15 protein-coding genes are annotated in these 18,417 nt (G+C 72.9%); 11 read left to right on the forward strand and 4 right to left on the reverse strand.

Going from position 1 to position 18,417, the window contains the following annotated elements:
• Positions 1–48: 48 nt before the first annotated feature.
• Positions 49–2,820: a M4 family metallopeptidase gene (locus ACSURM_RS02910; protein WP_436953166.1), complete on the reverse strand. Its 2,772-nt coding sequence runs from the start codon at positions 2,818–2,820 to the stop codon at positions 49–51.
• Positions 2,821–3,173: 353 nt separating this feature from the next.
• Here ACSURM_RS02910 and ACSURM_RS02915 point away from each other — a divergent pair, with 353 nt between their 5' ends.
• The 5 genes from ACSURM_RS02915 (at position 3,174) to ACSURM_RS02935 (ending at position 8,312) form a co-directional block, all read left to right on the forward strand.
• Complete coding sequence (locus ACSURM_RS02915; protein WP_436953168.1) at positions 3,174–3,947, forward strand: polysaccharide deacetylase family protein; 774 nt, start codon at positions 3,174–3,176, stop codon at positions 3,945–3,947.
• A gap of 173 nt (positions 3,948–4,120) precedes the next feature.
• A complete protein-coding gene (locus ACSURM_RS02920) occupies positions 4,121–5,419 on the forward strand; it encodes an extracellular solute-binding protein (RefSeq protein WP_436953170.1) in 1,299 nt (432 codons plus the stop codon).
• Positions 5,416–6,396 carry a carbohydrate ABC transporter permease gene (locus ACSURM_RS02925; RefSeq protein WP_436953172.1) on the forward strand — a complete coding sequence of 327 codons (981 nt, stop codon included), beginning with the start codon at positions 5,416–5,418 and terminating at the stop codon, positions 6,394–6,396. The genes ACSURM_RS02920 and ACSURM_RS02925 overlap by 4 nt, the downstream gene beginning before the upstream one ends.
• Entirely contained in the window at positions 6,393–7,238 is an 846-nt protein-coding gene (locus tag ACSURM_RS02930; protein WP_359043617.1) for a carbohydrate ABC transporter permease, read from the forward strand. Before ACSURM_RS02925 ends, ACSURM_RS02930 begins: the two co-directional genes overlap by 4 nt.
• Before the next feature lie 66 nt (positions 7,239–7,304).
• Positions 7,305–8,312 (forward strand): phosphotransferase, encoded by a 1,008-nt coding sequence (locus ACSURM_RS02935; protein WP_436953175.1) that lies wholly within the window; start codon positions 7,305–7,307, stop codon positions 8,310–8,312.
• Between the two features lie 66 nt (positions 8,313–8,378).
• Here ACSURM_RS02935 and ACSURM_RS02940 read toward each other — a convergent pair whose 3' ends face one another.
• Together ACSURM_RS02940 and ACSURM_RS02945 are read right to left on the reverse strand one after the other, a co-directional pair.
• A complete protein-coding gene (locus tag ACSURM_RS02940; RefSeq protein ID WP_436953177.1) occupies positions 8,379–9,269 on the reverse strand; it encodes an SDR family oxidoreductase in 891 nt (296 codons plus the stop codon).
• Positions 9,270–9,349: 80 nt separating this feature from the next.
• Positions 9,350–9,532 (reverse strand): hypothetical protein, encoded by a 183-nt coding sequence (locus ACSURM_RS02945; RefSeq protein ID WP_289967146.1) that lies wholly within the window; start codon positions 9,530–9,532, stop codon positions 9,350–9,352.
• Between the two features lie 224 nt (positions 9,533–9,756).
• On the opposite strand from ACSURM_RS02945, the gene ACSURM_RS02950 reads away from it, so the two are divergent.
• Positions 9,757–10,953 carry an ABC transporter substrate-binding protein gene (locus ACSURM_RS02950; protein WP_436953180.1) on the forward strand — a complete coding sequence of 399 codons (1,197 nt, stop codon included), beginning with the start codon at positions 9,757–9,759 and terminating at the stop codon, positions 10,951–10,953.
• Between the two features lie 79 nt (positions 10,954–11,032).
• Here the strand turns inward: ACSURM_RS02950 and ACSURM_RS02955 are convergent, their stop codons facing one another.
• Complete coding sequence (locus ACSURM_RS02955) at positions 11,033–11,641, reverse strand: TetR/AcrR family transcriptional regulator (RefSeq protein WP_436953182.1); 609 nt, start codon at positions 11,639–11,641, stop codon at positions 11,033–11,035.
• A 216-nt stretch (positions 11,642–11,857) separates the two neighbouring features.
• On the opposite strand from ACSURM_RS02955, the gene ACSURM_RS02960 reads away from it, so the two are divergent.
• From ACSURM_RS02960 to ACSURM_RS02980, 5 genes are all read left to right on the forward strand, one after another.
• Complete coding sequence (locus ACSURM_RS02960; RefSeq protein WP_436953184.1) at positions 11,858–13,318, forward strand: APC family permease; 1,461 nt, start codon at positions 11,858–11,860, stop codon at positions 13,316–13,318.
• Between the two features lie 26 nt (positions 13,319–13,344).
• Positions 13,345–14,931, forward strand: a complete 1,587-nt coding sequence (locus ACSURM_RS02965; protein ID WP_436953186.1) for an amidohydrolase — start codon at positions 13,345–13,347, stop codon at positions 14,929–14,931.
• A gap of 85 nt (positions 14,932–15,016) precedes the next feature.
• Positions 15,017–15,403, forward strand: coding sequence for a VOC family protein (locus tag ACSURM_RS02970; protein ID WP_436953188.1), 387 nt, complete (start codon positions 15,017–15,019; stop codon positions 15,401–15,403).
• Between the two features lie 62 nt (positions 15,404–15,465).
• The gene (locus ACSURM_RS02975; protein ID WP_436953190.1) at positions 15,466–16,194 is read left to right on the forward strand and encodes a hypothetical protein; all 729 of its coding nucleotides are present in this window, start codon (positions 15,466–15,468) and stop codon (positions 16,192–16,194) included.
• A gap of 188 nt (positions 16,195–16,382) precedes the next feature.
• A complete protein-coding gene (locus ACSURM_RS02980) occupies positions 16,383–18,389 on the forward strand; it encodes a non-reducing end alpha-L-arabinofuranosidase family hydrolase (RefSeq protein WP_436953192.1) in 2,007 nt (668 codons plus the stop codon).
• Positions 18,390–18,417: the final 28 nt, after the last annotated feature.

Here is an 18,417-nt window from a genome sequence, read left to right on the forward strand (position 1 = left end):
CACTCCGGTGCCCCCGCCCCCTCGGCGGGGGCACCGGAGTGAGGACGGTCAGGCGCAGGTGCCGCTGGGGCGGGCCCGGGTCACCACGTTGCCGGTGCCGGTGGTCGCGTCCAGCCAGACCACCCGGGTGCCGCCGGCCGCCGCGGCGGAGAGCTGCTCGCCCCGGTCGCACGAGACGCGGGCGCGGCGGGTGCCGTCACCCGCGCGGTCCGGGGTGAACTGCCAGAGCTTGGACAGCGCCGCGTTGGAGATCTCGGCCGAGGGCGTGCGGGCGACCATCGTCACCGCGTCCGCACCGGCCGTCACCTCCGAGATGTTCAGGGCGTCGGGTCCGGTCTCCGGGCTGAGGTCGGTGACGTCCGAGCCGTCGAGTGCGGCACGGCGCAGGGTGGTGGTGCCGTTCTGGCCGACGGCGTCGAGCAGCCAGTAGACGTGCTCGGCGGTGATGGCCGTCGGGCCCAGCGAGACCTCCGGCCCCGCCTTCTGGAGCACCGTCTGGGCGCCGGTGGCCACGTCGATCAGCCGGGTACTGGACTCGTACACGGCGCGGACGCGCTGCCGGTCCTGGTAGACGATCCTTCCGTGGCTGACGGCCGGGGAGGTCGCCCGGTGGTAGGTGCCGCCGCCGATGGTGACGAGGTTCGCCGGGTCCTTCAGACTCAGGTAGGCCACGCCGGCCCGGCCGCCGTGGTTGTAGTAGGCGAAGGTCACGGTGTCGCCGTCGACCCCGAGGGCCGAGCCGGTGCCGCGGCCGTGCCACAGGGTGCGCACCGGTCCGCCCGCGAGCGGCCGGGCGAGGATGTCCACGCCGGTGGGCCCGTGGGCCTGCCAGACCACCGTCGTGCCGTCGGTGGCCGGATTGACGTGGTAGCGGCCGTCGTTGGGGCTCATGAGCTTGAGCTGCCCCTTGCCGTCGGTGCGGCCCGCCCACACCGAGTACGGTTCCGAGCCGGACTCGTCCGACCGGGCGGCGGCCCACCAGCCGCCGCCCGCGCCGAGGTGGGAGTCGTAGGTGTTGACGCCGGAGAGCAGCACGTCGGAGTCGATGCCGAGGGCCTTCTCCCAGTGCGGGACGATGCCGTGCGCGGTGAACGCCTTCCGGACGGCCGTCAGGGCGCGCCCGCCGGCTCCCAGCTGCTTGGCGGCGGCGAGGACCGCGTCCCGGCCCCGGGTGAAGCCGTCGAGCGGGGTGAGGTATTCGGTGAGCGCCTTGTAGACGACCGCGTCGGCGAGCTCGGGGCCGATCTCCTCGCGGATGTCCCAGAGCGCGCCGGCGAAGATGGTGGAGTTCAGGTGCACGCCGCCGTTGTCGGTGCCGAAGCCGACGCCGAGGAAGGAACCGGCCGTCGTACGCCCGTCGTTGAGGTCGCGGAAGGCGCAGCCGCGCGGGTCCTTGGTGCGGCACAGGGTCTCGCCCACGAGCCCGGAGTCGGGGTCGTCCATGGGCAGCCCGCGGGCGTCGGTCTCGATGGCGTTGCCGAAGTAGTCGGCGATGGCCTCGTTCATGGCGCCGGACTGGCCCGCGTACACCAGGTCGGCGGAGGCCGAGACGACCGCGTGGGCCATCTCGTGCCCGACCACGTCCAGGGCGGCGGACAGCGGCCGGTACTCCTCGTCGCCGGAGCCGTAGACCATCTTCTGGCCGTCCCAGAAGGCGTTGACGTACGGCTGCCCGTAATCGGTGGCGCCGACCACGGAGTTGACGGTCATGCCGTGCCCGTCCAGGCTGTCCCGGCCGAACCCGGCGCGGTAGTAGTCGTAGACCTGCCCGGCGGCCCAGTGCGCGTCGACCGCGCCGGACCGGGTTGCCTCGGCGCCGAACTCCGGTGTGGGTGAGGCGACTTCCCGCAGGTCGTCGGGCCAGGCGCCGGACAGGTCGCTCGCCCAGTGGCCGCCCGCGTCCCAGGTGGCGAGCACCTGCCCGGGGTCGCTCTGGATGCGGGTGCGGTCGCGCAGCACGTAGGCGTCGCGGGTGTCGTCGCGGGTGACGGCGAGCGGGACGGTGGTGCCGTCCAGCCGGGCGCCGCTGCCGGTGGTGCCGTCCGGTTCGGGCTCGGCGGCGAGGGCGGCGGGGGCCGCGTGCCCCGGGGCCGCGGCGGGCGCGGCGAAGGTGCGGATCCCGCTGTACTGGAGGACGGGGTAGCCGGCCCGGGCGTCGATGTACACCTCGCGCAGCACCGGATCGCCGCCGGCCGGGCCGGTGCCGCGCACGGTGATGTGCCGGGTCAGGACGCCGGTGCCGTGGGGCACGACGACCAGGCCGTGGGCGGTTCCGGTGAGCGCGGTGTCCGCGTCCTCGCCGTCCGGGCCCGCGGTGAAGTCCCGGGCGGCCAGGTCGCGTCGTACGGCGTCGACCGCCCGCTCCACGGCCAGGGTGTCGTCGATGCCGGCGGTCGTGCCGGTGCGCAGCCCGGTGAAGTACCGGCCGGAGGTGCCGGTGACGATCCGGCGGCCCTCGTGCCGCTCCATGCGGACGAGGTACTGCCCGCCCAGCACCGGGACGCCGTGGTGGGTCTGCTGGAGGCGTACGGTCTCCCGGCCGCCGGAGGCGAGGGTGCCGGCGGGCCTGAGGTCGCGTCCGGGGTCGGCGATCCGGTAACGGTCCTTGCGGGCGGCGAGGTGGGCGCGGGCGGCGTCCGCCGCCGTACGGGCCGCCGGGGCCTGTTCCCGGATGCCGTCCAGCAGCGCGGGCGGCGCCGGGTCCGCCCCGGGTCCGGTCGTCGCGGACCTCCCGTTCGAGGCCGTCGCGGGTGCCGTGGCCGTCGCGGGTGCCGCCGGTGCGGCGGCGGCCGCCGAGACGACGAGTGCGGCGGCGCCCACGAGCGCCGCCGCACCGGACCATCCGTTCGGCCGGGTTCCCGGCCCTGTCACCGGTCGCCCGGCGCGTGTTCTGGAATGACGCACTGTCTCCCCAACCCCCCACATGCGTACGTCCGTCACCGGCGGCCGGTCCGCCGCCGGTGACGGCCATTGGACGCGGTGGTCCGCCCGCGCATCAACAGTCGCGACGCGTCGACGGGCGATTTCCGGCCCCGGCCGGCGGCCACTGTCGCCAAAGCGCCTCGGAATTGTCCGTGATCCGTAACAGCCGGATCCCGTGATCTTTTCCGCCCGTCCTGCCAGGTGCACGGAGACCGAACGGCACGACGGACACATCAAGGGGCGGGGCGGACATGGCACGGCATGGCGGACGGGGCTGGTACGGCCGGGTGATCGCGGCGGCGGTCGGGGTGACGGCGGTGGCCGCCGTCACGTCGGTGTGGTCGGCGCAGGCCGGCCAGAGCGGCGGCGGGCCGGCCACGCCGGGTGTGTCCGCCCGGCCTGCCGCGCCGAAGGCCGCGCCCGTGTCCCCGTCGATAGTCCACGCCTCCGACGGGGGCGCGCACGCGGTCAACATCACCATCGACGACGGCCCGGACCCGGTCTGGACCCCGCAGGTGCTGGCGCTGCTGCGGGACAACGGCGTGAAGGCGACGTTCTGCATGGTCGGCCCGCAGGCTGAGGCCCACCCCGATCTGGTCCGGCAGGTGGTGGCCGCCGGTCACCGGCTGTGCGACCACACGGTCGCGCACGACACCGGCATGGACCACGCGTCCGAGTCCTACCAGGCGCGGCAGATCCTCGACGCGGAGCGGCAGATCACCAAGGCGTCGGGCGGGGTACGGCCGATGTACTACCGGGCCCCGGGCGGCGCCTTCACCCCCTACAGCCGGAAGCTGGCGGCCTCGCACGGGATGCGGCCCCTGGGCTGGAACGTCGACTCCAAGGACTTCGAGCGGCCGGGCAGCGAGGCGATCGTCGCCACGGTCAAGCGCGAGCTGGCCAACGGCCCGACGATCCTCTTCCACGACGCGGGCGGTGACCGCTCACAGACCGTGGCGGCGCTGCGCACCCTGCTGCCGTGGCTGAAGGAGCAGGGGTACTCCTTCGGTTTCCCGGTGCGCTGACGCACCTTCCGGGCGCTTTGTCCGCTTGGGCGTTGCACGGTGTGCGTCGGGTGGTCACAGAGTGGTGGAGACCTCTTGTGGGCATGTGAACGCAGCCTTTAGCCTCCGAGGCGTTGTGCACAGCGAAACCAGCATTGCGCACGTTGCAACGCCTCATCGGAGGAGCACAGTCAATGAAGCTGTCCGTCCGTCTTGCCGGGTTCACCGCGCTCGCCGCCGTCCTGGCCACCGCCTGCGCGCCCCAGACCTCCGGCACCTCCTCCTCCGGCAAGGACGAGAAGACCGGTACCCTGCGCGTCTGGCTCTTCCAGGAGGTCGACAACCAGCCCAAGCAACGCGTCGTCGACGCGGTCCTCGCCGACTTCGAGAAGGCGCACCGGGGCGCCGAGGTCACCGTGGAGTACATCCCGGTGGAGACCCGCGCCCAGCGGGTCAAGGCCGCCTTCAACGACCCCAAGTCCGCGCCCGACGTCATCGAGTACGGCAACACCGACACCGCCGGCTATGTGAAGGACGGCGGACTCGCCGACGTCACCCGGGAGTTCGACGCCTGGAGCGAGGCCCGGGACACCGACCCCACCGCCCGGCGCTCGGTCACCGTGGACGGCAAGGTCTACGGGGCGCCGTACTTCGTCGGCATCCGGGCCCTGTACTACCGCACGGACGTCTTCCGCCAACTCGGGCTGCGGGTACCGCAGACGCAGGCCGAGCTGATCTCCACCGCGAAGCGGATCCGCGCCGAGCGTCCCGATCTGTACGGCCTGGCCGTCGGGGGCGCCTACACCTACGGCGCGCTGCCGTTCCTGTGGGCCAACGGCGGTGACCTGGCCACCGAGAAGGGCGGCGGGTACGCCGCCGCCCTCGGCACTCCCGCCGCCCGCAAGGGCATCGAGGCGTACACCTCCCTCTTCGGCGACGACAACTGCCCCGCCGCCAAGTGCGCGAGCTGGACCGGCAACGACACGGTGACCGCGTTCACCGCGGGCAAGGCCGCCATGGCGATCGGCGGGAACTTCAGCCACGCCGCCGTGGACGCCGGGAAGGCCAAGGGGAAGTACGCGGTGGTCCCGCTGCCCGGGGCGAAGGCCGGCTCGATCGCGCCGGCCTTCGCGGGCGGCAACAACATCGGGGTGCTGAAGAGCACCTCGCACCGCACGCTCGCCGTGGACCTGATGAAGCGGCTCGCCTCGAAGCAGGCACAGGGCAGGCTGTTCGACGCGATGGGCTTCCTGCCCACCTTCACGGACGTGCGGGAACAGGCCGCCGCCAAGGAGCCGTTCGCCAAGCCGTTCGTCGACACCCTCGCCGCCGGCACCAAGTTCGTGCCGGTCACGCCCGCCTGGGCGCAGATCGACTCCTCACTGGTGCTGCCGACCATGTTCCAGGAGATCGTCAGCGGCCGGAAGGACGTGGCGGACGCCTCGGCCGCCGCGGCGAAGAAGATGGACGACGCGTTCGGGTCCGCCGGATGAGGCGGACGACGGACGTGGCGCCCCCGGTGAAGCGGGGCGCCCCGGCGGCCCCCGCCCGGCCGGCCCCCGCGACGACGCCCTCCCGCCGCAAGGGCCCGCGCCCGCGCGGCGGCTGGACCCCCTGGCTCTATCTCGCCCCCGCCCTCGCCGTCCTGGGCGCCCTGCTGGTCTACCCGGTCTACCAGCTCGGGCTGATCTCGTTCCTGGAGTACACCCAGGCCCAGGTCAGCGGCGGCGAGCCGACCCGCTTCCGGGGGCTGGCCAACTACACCGACCTGCTCGCCGACGACCAGTTCTGGCAGGTGCTGTTCGCGACGGTCGGCTTCGCGGCGGCCTGTGTGGTCGGCACGCTGGCGGTGGGCTGCGCGCTCGCCGTCCTGCTCACCCGGGTCCGCGCGCTCCCCCGGCTCGCGCTGCTGCTGGCCGCGCTGGGCGCCTGGGCGACACCGACGATCACCGGCTCCACCGTCTGGCTGTTCCTCTTCGACCCCGACTTCGGCCCGGTGAACCGCCTCCTCGGGCTCGGCGACTTCTCCTGGACGTACGGCCGTTACAGCGCGTTCCTGCTGGTGCTGCTCGAAGTGGTGTGGTGCTCCTTCCCGTTCGTGATGATCACGGTCTACGCCGGGATCCGCGCCATACCCGGCGAGGTGCTGGAGGCCGCCGCGCTGGACGGTGCCTCGCAGTGGCGGATCTGGCGCTCGGTGCTCGCGCCGATGCTGCGGCCGATCCTCGGCATCGTCACCGTCCAGTCGGTGATCTGGGACTTCAAGGTGTTCACCCAGATCTACGTGATGACGGGCGGTGGCGGCATCGCCGGGCAGAACCTGGTGCTGAACGTGTACGCCTACCAGAAGGCGTTCGCGTCCTCGCAGTACAGCCTCGGTTCGGCGATCGGCGTCGTGATGCTGCTGCTCCTGCTGGCCGTCACGCTCGGGTATCTGCGGCTGCTGCGCCGCCAAGGGGAGGAACTGTGAGTCGCGTACGCCTTCCGGTACGGCGCCCCTGGCGGCTGGCCGCCGAGGCGACCGCGCTGCTGGTCGCCGCGGTAGTCGCCTTCCCGCTGTACTGGATGCTGCTCGGTGCCTTCCGGCCGGCCGGGGAGATCGAGTCCACCGAGCCACGGCCCTGGACGGCCTCCCCCACCCTGGACTCCTTCCGGCGCGTGTTCGAACAGCACGAGTTCGGCCGGTACTTCGTCAACAGCCTCCTGGTCGCGGGGAGCGTCGTCCTCGCCTCCGCGCTGATCGCGTTCCTCGCCGCGACCGCCGTCACGCGCTTCCGGTTCCGCTTCCGGACCACCCTGCTCATCATGTTCCTGGTGGCCCAGATGGTGCCGGTGGAGGCGCTCACCATCCCGTTGTTCTTCCTGATGCGGGACTTCGGCCTGCTGAACACGCTGGGTTCGCTGATCCTGCCGCACATCGCCTTCTCGCTGCCGTTCGCGATCTGGATGCTGCGCGGGTTCGTACGGGCCGTTCCGGAGTCGCTGGAGGAGGCCGCGTACCTCGACGGCGCGAGCCGCGCGCGGTTCCTGTGGCAGATCCTGTTCCCGCTGGTCCTGCCGGGCCTGGTGGCCACGAGCGTGTTCTCCTTCATCTCCACCTGGAACGACTTCCTGTTCGCCAAGTCCTTCATCATCAGCGACACTTCGCAGTCGACGCTGCCGATGGCCCTGCTGGTCTTCTACAAGCCCGACGAACCGGACTGGGGCGGTGTCATGGCGGCGTCCACGGTGATGACGGTGCCGGTGCTGGTCTTCTTCGTGCTGGTCCAGCGGCGCCTGGTCTCGGGCCTGGGCGGGGCGGTGAAGGACTGACGCGCCCGCGCGCCGCCCGGGAAAAATCGCTGGCCACGCCCTCGTACGCGCTGCTGGGATGGGGCGATGCAAGAGGAACGCACAGCGATGGTGGACCGGGGAACGTATCCGGACGCCGTGACTCCATGGGAGTCCGGGTCCTGGCGGGCGGCGGTGCTGGACTGGGTGGGCGGGCACCTCGCCGAGCGGGGACTGCGCGTGGACGGCCCGCTGCGGGTGCGGCTGCGGCCCTGGTCGGTGCTCGTCCGGGTGCCCGTCACCGGACAGGGGGCCGTCTGGTTCAAGGCCAATCCGCGCAGCGCCGCGTTCGAGGGCCCGCTGACCGCCGCCCTGGCCCGCTGGGTGCCGGACCACGTGCTCAGCCCGCTGGCCGTCGACGCCGGGCGCGGCTGGTCGCTGCTCCCCGACGGCGGGCAGCTGTTCCGGGCCGTGCTCGACCGGGAGCCGGTCGAGCCGCGCGAGTGGGAGTCGCTGCTCGGACAGTACGCCGGGATGCAGCGCGACTTGGTGGCGCGCGCCGCCGAGATGGAACGGCTCGGGGTGCCCTCCGAGCGCACCGCCGCCCTGCCCGGACTGTTCGACCGGCTGCTCGACGCGAACACCGCGCTCGAACCCGGCGAACGCGCCCGGCTCGAGGCCCTGCGGCCCCGGCTCGCCGACTGGTGTGCCGAGCTGGCCGCCGTCGGCATACCGGACACGCTGGACCACGCCGATCTGCACGACGGCCAGCTGCTGCGGCAGGCGCCCGGCCGGTTCACCTTCTTCGACTGGGGCGACGCCGCCGTCACCCACCCGTTCTGCAGCCTGCGCGTCCCCGCCGAGTCGGCCCGCGACCGCTACGGGCCCGGGGTGCTGCCCCGGCTGCTCGACGCCTATCTGGAGCCGTGGACCGGCGGCGGCCACACGCCGGCCGGGCTACGGCGTGCGGCGGAGCTGGCCTGGCGGCTGAGCGCGCTGGGCCGGGCCGCCTCCTGGGGCCGGATGTTCCCCGCTGCCCCCGGCACCGCGCCGGGAGCCCGGGAGAGCGCCGAGTGGCTGCGGGAGCTCCTGGCCGAACCGCCGTTCCCGGGCTGAGCGGCCGAGCCGTCCTCGCCGGGGTGAGTGGTCGAGCCGCGCTTCCCGGGCCGAGCCGCCCGGCGGTCAGGGCAGCGGGGTGCCGCCGGTCGCGTTGAGGATCTCGCCGGTGATGTAGCTCGCCTGCGGCGAGGCGAGGTAGACGTAGGCCGGCGCCAGCTCGGCGGGCTGGGCCGGGCGGCCGAGCGGGCTCTGCTTGCCGAACTCAGCGGTGTCGGGCAGGGTCGCGGGGATCAGCGGGGTCCACACCGGGCCCGGCGCGACCGCGTTGACCCGGATGCCCCGCTCGGCGACCATCTGGGCCAGCCCGTGGGTGAACGTGACGATGGCGCCCTTGGTCATCGCGTAGTCGAGCAGGTGCGGGCTGGGCTGGTATGCCTGCACGGACGTGGTGTTGAGGACACAGCCGCCGGCCGGGATGTGCGGCAGGGCGAACTTGGTCAGCCAGAACATGCCGTACAGGTTCGTCCGCAGCACCCGGTCGAACTGCTCGGTGCTGATGGCCTCGATGCCGTCCGGCTGGGCCATCTGGTAGGCGGCGTTGTTGACGAGGACGTCGATGCGGCCGAACTCGTCGACCGCCCGCGCGATCAGGGCGCGGCAGTTGTCCTCGTCCCTGATGTCGCAAGACACGGCGACCGCCTTGCGGCCCGCGTCCTCCACCAGGCGGGCGGTCTCGCGCGCCTCGTCCGCCTCCTCGGCGAGGTAGGTGAACAGCACGTCGGCGCCCTCGCGGGCGAAGGCGAGCGCCACCGCCCGTCCGATGCCGGAGTCCCCTCCCGTGATCACGGTCCGGAGCCCGTCGAGCCGGCCGGCGCCGCGGTAGGACTCCTCGCCGTGGTCGGGCGGCGGGTCCATGGGGCCGGTCCAGCCCGGGTGGGGCTGGTCCTGGGAGGGGAAGTCGGGGCGGGCGTGCTGGGTGACCGGATCGGGCCGGTCACCGTGCTGGTCCGTCACAGTGGCCTCCTGTGTCTCTCGAGAACGGGACAGGCGGCCGGGTTCCCGCCTCGCGGCGGGTGAAAAGCGCTTTGTGCCGGTCAGGCGGTCGGCGCGTCCGGACCGGCGGCCCGCATCGCGTCCCGGCGGGCGAGGTTGTACAGACGCAGCAGATGCTTGGCCACGGCGCAGGGCGCGGCGTCGGCATGGCACTGGCGGCACGTGTTCATGTGCTGCTCGTAGGTGGAGCGCGCGTTTTCCAACGCGTCATTGACAGATGACATGGACTTCTCCGGGCAGGGCGCCGTCGGGGACGGCACCTAGTTGACTGACTGGTACACCCGGAACAAGGTGATCATGTTACTGCCGGTACTGGGAAACTCGTACAGCCGCCGCCCTTCCCGCCTGGGACCTTTCACCCCGTCGGACCGAAGCCGACGTTCCGCTTCCTCGTTGTCCCCAGTGATCCCGTACCGCACGGCAGACAACCCCGCGAAGGACAGGCACCATGGCTCCAGCCCCCCTGTGCATCGGCGTCGTCGCTCCTCTGACGGGGCGGCTGGCCCCGCTCGGCGCGCCGCTCTCCTACGTACGGCGCGCCCTGGCACCGCACCTCGCGCACGTCCGCAACGGCGGCCGGCGCCGCGAGGTGACCGTCGCCGTCCGGGACAGCCGCTCGGAGCCCGGGGCCGCCCGGCAGGCCGTGCGGGACCTGGCGGACGAGGACGGCGCCCAGGTCGTGCTGACCATGGCCGGAACCCGGGTGCTGCCCGCCGTCGCGGACGCCTGCGAGGAGAGGGGGGTGCCGTGCGTGTCGACGACGTTCCCCTGGCAGGCGTACGTGCACGCGCGGGGCGCCGGTCCCGGGCACCGGTTCCGGTGGACGTACCACTTCGCCTGGGGCCTGGACGACATCGCCCGGGTCTTCGCCGGGATGTGGGAGCAGCTCACGCCCCGGGCCGCCGTCGGCTGCCTGTGGAACGACGACCTCCAGGGGCGGCTGCTGCGGCACGAGCGGTACGGCTTCGAGGCGGCGCTGTCCGGGCGCGGCCACACGCTGACCGACCTCGGCGCCTACCACGAGCCGGCCACCGACCTGCGGGACCAGGCCGCCCGCCTGCGCGAGCACGGCGCCGACCTGGTCACCAGCGCCTCCACCGCCACCGACCTGGCCCTCTTCCACCGTCAGGCCCGGCAGGCGGGGCCGCGGCCCCGGCTGATCACCTGCTCACGCTGGCTGACCTATCCGCACACCCACACCACCCCCGCCCCCGACGTGCACGCGGAACTCGGTGACGCGCGGGTGGCCACGCTCGTCTACTGGAGCCCCGGCCACCCCTACCGCTCCAGCCTGGACGGCGGCACGTGCGCCGAGCTGGCCCGCGCCTACGAGGAGGACACCGGCGCGTCCTGGCTCCAGCCGCTGGGGCTCGCGCACGCCCTGCTGGAGATCGCGCACCACGCCCTGGCCACGGCCGACGACCCGGCCGACCGCGCCTCGGTCGCCGACGCCGTCGCCCGTACCCGGCTCGACACCATCGCGGGCCCGCTGGACTGGACGGCCGGCCCCACCCCGAACATCGCGCTGCTGCCCCTGGTCGGCGGCCAGTGGCACCCGGAACCGGACGGCCCCCGCCTGGCCGTGGTGAACAACACCGGCCGGCCGGAGGTACCGCTGACCGGGGACCTGATCCCGGCCCGCTGAACGGACACGGCGGGCGGGAACCCGCGGGACGGGCCCCGTCCCGCGCCGCCCTCGCACCGGTGAGGGGGCCGCTGAGCGGCTACCGCCCCTCGCGCAGGGCCCGCGCGTGGTTGAGGAAGGCCATCAGCCCCACCTCGAAGGCGCGGTCGGCGCGGCCGTCGCCCGCCGCCGCGAGGGCCTCGGCCAGGCGCGGGGTCGGGGTGCCGTCCGCCAGCTCCCACATCGCCTCCGGGGCGGCCAGGTCGAGGGCCGAGCCCAGCACCAGGTTCTCCAGGGCGACGATCAGCGGCATGATCCCGGGCGGCTCGAATCCGGCCGCCAGCAGCACGCCCACCGCGCGTTCGTACTGGGCGAGGACCCGGGGCGCGCGAACGGGCGAGGTCATCAGCAGCGGGATCACCCGGGGATGGGCGGCGAACGCGGCCCGGTACGACCGCGCCCACGCCTCCATGGCCGCGTCCCACGGGGTCAGGTCCAGGGTGGCCGGGTCGATGGCGGCGCAGACGCGCTCGCGCAGCAGCTCCACGATGCCGTCCCGGCCGTCCACGTGGTGATACACCGAGCCGGTCTGCACGCCGAGCCCGCGGGCGATCCGCGGCACGGTGAAGTCACCTGTCTCGTCGATGAGTTCGAGCGCGGCGGTGGTGATGCGTTCGCGGTCGAGGAGCGGTGTGCGCGGCCGTCCCATGGTCAGCGTCCCCCTGAGGTCTTCCCGGATGCCCAACGGCAGGTTACATTGCGGAAACCGAAAGTCTTTAGGTTTACGTCTCCCGGGCGCCCGCCACCCCGTCGCGCGCCCGCAAGACGCCGGTTCGGACGGCCCACCCCGGCCGCGCCCGCCGGTCCCCCGTCAACCCCGCTGCCCCACCACCGGGACCCCCTCCCCCGTCAGAAGGGCCCCCGCATGTCCGTGACCACCGCCGGACTCCCGGAGGAGGACGCGCCGTCCGACGCGCCCGGCCTCCGGTCCGGCACCCTCGGCACCGCCGACATCGCCTTCTTCGTCGTCTCCGCCGCCGCGCCGCTGACCGTCATGGCCGGGGTCGCCCCGCTCGCCCTGCTGCTGGGCGGCGTCGGCGCGCCCGTCGGCTATCTGCTGGCCGGGCTGACCCTCGCCGTCTTCGCCGTCGGCTTCACCCCCATGAGCCGCCATGTCACCAGCGGCGGCGCGTTCTACGCGTACATCACCCGGGGCCTCGGCCGACCGGCCGGGATCGGCGCCGCCCTGCTCGCCCTGATCGGCTACAACGGCATGGAGATCGGTGTCTACGGCCTCCTCGCCACCACCACCCGCGACACCGCGCACGCCCTCTTCGGCGCCGACGTGCCCTGGCTGCCGGTGGCACTGGCCGGCCTGGTGCTGATCGGCTACGGCGGCTACCGCTCGATCGACTTCGGCGCCAAGGTCCTCGGGGTCCTGCTGGTCGCCGAGACCGGGATACTCGTGCTGCTGGCGGGCGGAGTGCTGGTGCGGGGCGGCGCGCACGGCCTCTCCCTGTCCTCGCTCGCCCCGGCCCATGTGTTCGTGCCCGGGACGGCGGCCGTCCTCGCCTTCGCGTTCGCCGCGTTCACCGGCTTCGAGTCGACCGTCATCTACCGCCGCGAGGCCCGCGACCCCGCGCGCACGGTCCCGCGCGCCACCTACGCGGCCGTCGGCTTCCTCGGCCTTTTCTACGCGTTCACCGTCTGGATCGCCGTCCAGGCGTTCGGCGACGACCGGGTCGTCCGGGCCGCCGGGGAGGACCCGGCCGGGCTCTTCTTCACCGCGATCACCACCTATGTGGGCGGCTGGGCCGCCGACTTGATGCACGTCTTCATCGTCACCAGCGTCATCGCCTCGCTGCTCGCCTTCCACAACGCCATCAACCGCTACGCGCTGGCGCTGGCCGAGGAGGGCGTGCTGCCGCGCCGGCTGGGCCGCGTCCACCCCCGGCACCGCTCCCCTTACCTCGCGGGCCTGGCCCAGACCGCCCTCGGCGGCGTGGTCGTCCTCGCCTTCTGGGCCGCCGACGCCGACCCGTACCAGCAGTTGCTGCTGTGGGTGAACACCCCGGGCATGATCGGCCTGTTGCTGCTCCAGCTGCTGGCCGCGCTCGCCGTGTTCCGCTACTTCCGGCGGGTACGGCACACCGAGGGCCGGGTGCGCACGGTGCTGGCACCCGCCCTCGCCACCGTCCTGCTGGCGACCGCGATCGTGCTGGTGGTCTCCCACATCGACCTGTTCACCGGTGCGCCACGCGCCGTGAACGTCGTGCTCGTCGTCGCCGCGCCCGCCGTCTTCCTCCTCGGCCTGCCGCTCGCGTGGTGGCTGCGCCGCGACCGCCCGGGCGTCTACGCCACGTTCGGTACCGAACCCACCGAATGACCCTCTTCACGCTAGGAGTTCACGGCATGCCCGCTGCCGATCTCGTCCTCACCGGCGCCCGGATCCGCACCCTGGATCCCGCCTGCCCCACCGCCACGGCCGTCGCCCTGCGCGACGGGCTGATCACCGCCGTCGGCACGGCGGACGACGTACGGGACTGGCGCGGCCCCGGCACCGAGACCGTCGATCTGCGCGGCGCGCACCTGGTGCCGGGCCTGACCGACGCGCACAGCCACCCGGTGTGGGGGCTCGACATGGCGACCGGCACCGACCTGTCCGGTGTGACGGACCTGGCCGGGCTGCGCGCGGCGCTGGCCCGCGCCGAGCGGACCGAGGGCTGGGTGGTCGGCTACGGGCTGGACCACAACGCGTTCCAGGGCCGCCCGGTCCACCACGAGCTGGTGGCGGACGTGCTGGGCGGCACCCCGGCCTTCCTGCGCCTCTACGACGGCCATTCCGCCCTCGTCAACGGGCCCGCGCTGGCCGCCGCCGGGGTGACCGGGCCGCGCGTCTTCGACCAGCGCGCCCAGGTGGTGTGCGACGCCTCGGGGCGGCCCACCGGGCATCTGGTCGAGCACGCGGCGATGGACCTGGTCAGCGCCGTCGTTCCCCGGCCCTCGTACGGTGAACGGCGAGCGCGGCTGCTGGAGTTGCTGTCCGCCATGGCCGCGACCGGGCTGACCGGCGCCCATGTGATGGACGGCGGGGACCTGGAGCTGGTGGAGTCGGTGGCGCGGGAGACGGTGCTGCCGGTGCGGCTGCGGTTCGCGCCCTGGTGCATGCCGGGCGCGGACGCCGACGCCCTGCGCGAGCTGATCGAGGCGCAGGGCCGGGGCGGCCGGCACTGGGTGGTCGGCGGGGTCAAGTTCTTCATGGACGGCACCGTCGAGGGCGGCACGGCCTGGCTGGAGCACCCCGACTGCCACGGGCAGGGCACCGACGCGTTCTGGCCGGACCCGCGCGCGTACGCCGAGGCCGTCCGCACCCTGCACGCGGCCGGGGTGCGGACCGCCACGCACGCCATCGGGGACGCCGCCGTCCGGCACGTCCTGGACACGGTGGCCTCGCTGGGGCCGGGCGGGCACGGTGCGCACCGGATCGAGCACATCGAGACCGCGCCCGACGAACTGCTGCCCCGCTTCGCCGAGTTGGGCGTCGCCGCCTCTCTGCAACCGCCGCACACCGGCTACACCCGCGACGACGGCACCGACGAGTGGTCGCGCCGGCTGGGCGGCGACCGGGCCGCCCGCGCCTGGCGGCTGCGGGATCTGCGGGAGGCCGGGGCGACGGTCGCCCTCGGCTCGGACTGGCCAATCGCGCACTACGACGTGCGGGCGGTGCTGACGACGGCCCGCCGCCCCAAGGGCGCCGCGGCGCACCGGCCGGGGCTGACCGCGATGCAGGCGCTGGAGGGCTGCACCTCTCACGCCGCGGCGGCCGCCGGGGAGTCCGCCGTGGCCGGCCGCATCGCGCCCGGCTTCCGGGCCGACCTGACCGCACTGGCCGTCGACCCCGTACACGCACCCGACAGCGAACTCACAGACGCTCCCGTGGTGTTGACGGTGACCGGCGGGCATGTGACGCACCGGGGGCCGGGGGAGGCGGTCGGCTAGGATCGCCGTACGGCATCGCGTGTCGGTCACCGTCCGGGTGAGGCATGGAGGTGCCCGTGAGATTGCCCTCGGAGGCATTCCACTCATGTCAGTCGAGTTGAACCACATCATCGTCCACGCCCGGGACAACCGGGAGTCCGCCGAGTTCCTGGCCCACATCCTGGATCTGGAGATCGGCACCGAGTCGGGCCCGTTCGTCCCCGTCGCCACCGGCAACGGGGTGACCCTGGACTTCGCCGCGATCCCGGCGGAGTCGATCGTCATGCAGCACTACGCCTTCCTGATCTCCGAGGAGGAGTTCGACGCGGCCTTCGCCCGCATCCGGGCGGCCGGGATCACCTACTGGGCCGATCCGCACGGCAAGCAGCCGGGCGAGATCAACCGGCACGACGGCGGCCGGGGCGTGTACTTCAAGGACCCCGCCGGGCACGCCTTGGAGATCATCACGCGCCCGTACGGCGGCGCCGCGTAGCCGACGTGCCCTGAGGTGGGCCGGGGCTCAGGCCCCCGGCCCGCCTGCGGCACACTGGGAAGGTGAACGACTTCCCCCTGGTCGACCAGGCCCCCGCCCCCGAGTGGTACGGGCGGCTGCGGGTACGGACCGCCGACCTCTCCCCCGCCGACTGGCTCACCGAACACGGGCCAGGACAGGGGGAGTTCGGCACGGTGGCGGCCATCGCCGCGCCCGGCTTCGCGGCCTACGCGCGGATCCTGCACCCGGCCCGGCTCGACGAGCGGCCGGTTCGCTGGTCGACGGTGGCCGCCGCCCACGGGACGCGGGTGACGCCGGGCAGCCGCTGGCACGAGGTCATCGGGGCGGACCAGGACTGCCTCGACTCGACCGACCACGGCCGGCCCGGCGTGTGGGACGAGCCCCCCGCCGAGGGGCCGACCCCGCCCGAGGTCGCCGAGGCGCTGCTGCCCGTGCTGGCCCGGCACACCGGCACGCCCGAGCGGTGCTGGTTCGGGCTGTGGCACGGGTACGGCCGCTGGGACTGGGACCGGTTCCCGACGTTCGGGACGCCGGGCCGGGAGGAGGTCCTGCTGGCCGGCCGGCTGGCCGACGTCGTCTCCCCGGTGACGCTGGACGAGTTCGCCGAACTGCCCGACCTGTGGTGGCCGCGGGACCGGTCCTGGGTGCTGGGCGGTGACGTGGACCTGGTCAGCACCTACGTCGGCGGCTCGGCGGAACTGATCGCGGAGTTGCTGGCCGCGCCGGACCTGGAGACGCTTCCCGTCTCCTCGGGCGATCCGGTGGGCTGATCCCCCTTCGAAACATTTCGTTGTCAACTCCGAATCATGCGAGGGGTGTTGACGGCACCGTAACCCCTCTTATCATCACGGACATCCGGAGTTCCGATCATTGTTCGTGATATCGAACCGATGGGCGCTCCTTGGAGTGACAGGCGCATGACATGACAACCCGCACGATCGTCCGTACGAGGAGAATCATGAAACGTCCCCCGTGGTCAGGCAGGCGCCTGGTCGCCCTGGTGGGCGCGTTCGCCGCCGCCACCCTCGCGGTGACCGGAACGGCCGACGCCCGGCCCGCCCCCGTGCAGGCAGACACCCTCGGCGCCCAGGCCGCCCAGTCCGGGCGGTACTTCGGCGCCGCGGTGGCCGCCGGAAGGCTCGACGACGGCACCTACAGCACGATCCTGGACCGGGAGTTCAACGCGGTCACCCCCGAGAACGAGATGAAGTGGGACGCCACCGAACGCACCCGGGGCTCCTTCACCTTCACCGCCGCCGACCGGATCGTCGACCATGCCGTCGCGCACCGGCAGCGGGTGCGGGGCCACACCCTGGTCTGGCACTCCCAACTGCCGGGCTGGGTCGGCTCGATCACCGACGCCACCACGCTGCGCGCCGTGATGCGCCATCACATCACCACCGAGGCGACCCACTTCAAGGGCAGGATCTACGCCTGGGACGTGGTGAACGAGGCGTTCGCCGACGGCGGCAGCGGGGCGCGCCGGGCCTCCGTCTTCCAGAACGTCCTGGGTGACGGCTACATCGAGGACGCCTTCCGCACCGCCCGCGCGGGCGACCCCGCGGCCAAGCTCTGCTACAACGACTACAACATCGAGAACTGGTCGGACGCCAAGACCCAGGCCGTCTACCGCATGGTGCGCGACTTCAAGTCCCGTGGCGTGCCCGTCGACTGCGTCGGCTTCCAGAGCCACTTCGGCGCTTCCGGCCCGCCGGCCAGTTTCCGGAACACGCTGGCGAACTTCGCCGCCCTCGGCGTGGACGTGCAGATCACCGAGCTGGACATCGCGCAGGCACCGGCCACCGCTTACGCGAACACGGTCCAGGCGTGCAAGAGCGTCGCCCGCTGTACCGGCATCACCGTGTGGGGCATCCGCGACAGCGACTCCTGGCGCAGCGGCGAGAGCCCGCTGCTGTTCGACGGAGCCGGCGACAAGAAGGCCGCGTACGGCGCGGTGCTGTCCGCACTCGGCGGCACGGTCGCGGCCCCGGCCCCCGCCCCGCACAAGGGGCTGCCGTCGAGCTTCAGCTGGTCCTCCAGCAAGCAACTGATCGCGCCCAAGTCCGACGCGACGCACGACATCGCCGGGATCAAGGACCCGTCCGTCGTCCGCTACAAGGGCAAGTACCACGTGTTCGCGAGCGTGGCCAGCGCCTCCGGCTACAACCTCGTCTACCTGAGCTTCAAGGACTGGTCACAGGCGGGCTCGGCCACCCACCACTACCTGGACCGCACGGCCATCGGCAGCGGCTACCGGGCGGCGCCCCAGGTGTTCTACTACGCGCCGCAGAAGCTGTGGTACCTGGTCTACCAGACGGGCAACGCGTCCTACTCCACCAACAAGGACATCTCCGACCCCGACGGCTGGAGCGCGCCGCGCGACTTCTACCCCGACATGCCCGACATCATCAAGCAGAACATCGGCAACGGCTACTGGGTCGACATGTGGGTGATCTGCGACAGCGCCAACTGCTACCTGTTCTCCTCCGACGACAACGGGCACCTCTACCGCTCGCAGACCACCGTCGGCCAGTTCCCGAACGGGTTCACCAACACCGTCATCGCCGCCCAGGACTCCGACAGGTACGCGCTGTTCGAGGCGAGCAACATCTACAAGGTGAAGGGCGGCGACCAGTATCTGATGCTGGTTGAGGCGATCGGCTCCGACGGTCGGCGCTACTTCCGCTCCTGGACCTCCTCCAGCCTGGCCGGGTCCTGGTCCCCGCTGGCCGATTCCGAGAGCAATCCGTTCGCCCGGGCGAACAACGTGACGTTCCCGTCGGGCGCCTGGACGAAGGACATCAGTCACGGCGAGATGATCCGCGCCGGTTACGACCAGACGCTGACCATCCCCGCGTGCAAGCTCCAGTACCTGTACCAGGGCATGGATCCGAGCGCGAGCGGTGACTACAACAGCCTGCCGTGGCGGCTCGGCCTGCTCACCCAGACCAAGTCCCACTGCTGAAACGGCTGGAAGCGGGACGCCGTACCGG

The organism is Streptomyces sp. SudanB182_2057, assembly GCF_964272715.1.
Taxonomy (GTDB): Bacteria; Actinomycetota; Actinomycetes; order Streptomycetales; family Streptomycetaceae; genus Streptomyces; species Streptomyces rubradiris.

Excerpts from the sequence above, each read along its gene's own strand:
- ACSURM_RS02915 (WP_436953168.1), top strand. The coding sequence starts at position 3,174 with ATGGCACGGCATGGCGGACGGGGCTGGTACGGCCGGGTGATCGCGGCG.
- ACSURM_RS02920 (WP_436953170.1), top strand. The coding sequence starts at position 4,121 with ATGAAGCTGTCCGTCCGTCTTGCCGGGTTCACCGCGCTCGCCGCCGTC.
- ACSURM_RS02925 (WP_436953172.1), top strand. The coding sequence starts at position 5,416 with ATGAGGCGGACGACGGACGTGGCGCCCCCGGTGAAGCGGGGCGCCCCG.
- ACSURM_RS02935 (WP_436953175.1), top strand. The coding sequence starts at position 7,305 with ATGCAAGAGGAACGCACAGCGATGGTGGACCGGGGAACGTATCCGGAC.
- ACSURM_RS02945 (WP_289967146.1), bottom strand. The coding sequence starts at position 9,532 with ATGTCATCTGTCAATGACGCGTTGGAAAACGCGCGCTCCACCTACGAG.
- ACSURM_RS02950 (WP_436953180.1), top strand. The coding sequence starts at position 9,757 with ATGGCTCCAGCCCCCCTGTGCATCGGCGTCGTCGCTCCTCTGACGGGG.
- ACSURM_RS02955 (WP_436953182.1), bottom strand. The coding sequence starts at position 11,641 with ATGGGACGGCCGCGCACACCGCTCCTCGACCGCGAACGCATCACCACC.
- ACSURM_RS02960 (WP_436953184.1), top strand. The coding sequence starts at position 11,858 with ATGTCCGTGACCACCGCCGGACTCCCGGAGGAGGACGCGCCGTCCGAC.
- ACSURM_RS02965 (WP_436953186.1), top strand. The coding sequence starts at position 13,345 with ATGCCCGCTGCCGATCTCGTCCTCACCGGCGCCCGGATCCGCACCCTG.
- ACSURM_RS02970 (WP_436953188.1), top strand. The coding sequence starts at position 15,017 with ATGTCAGTCGAGTTGAACCACATCATCGTCCACGCCCGGGACAACCGG.
- ACSURM_RS02980 (WP_436953192.1), top strand. The coding sequence starts at position 16,383 with ATGAAACGTCCCCCGTGGTCAGGCAGGCGCCTGGTCGCCCTGGTGGGC.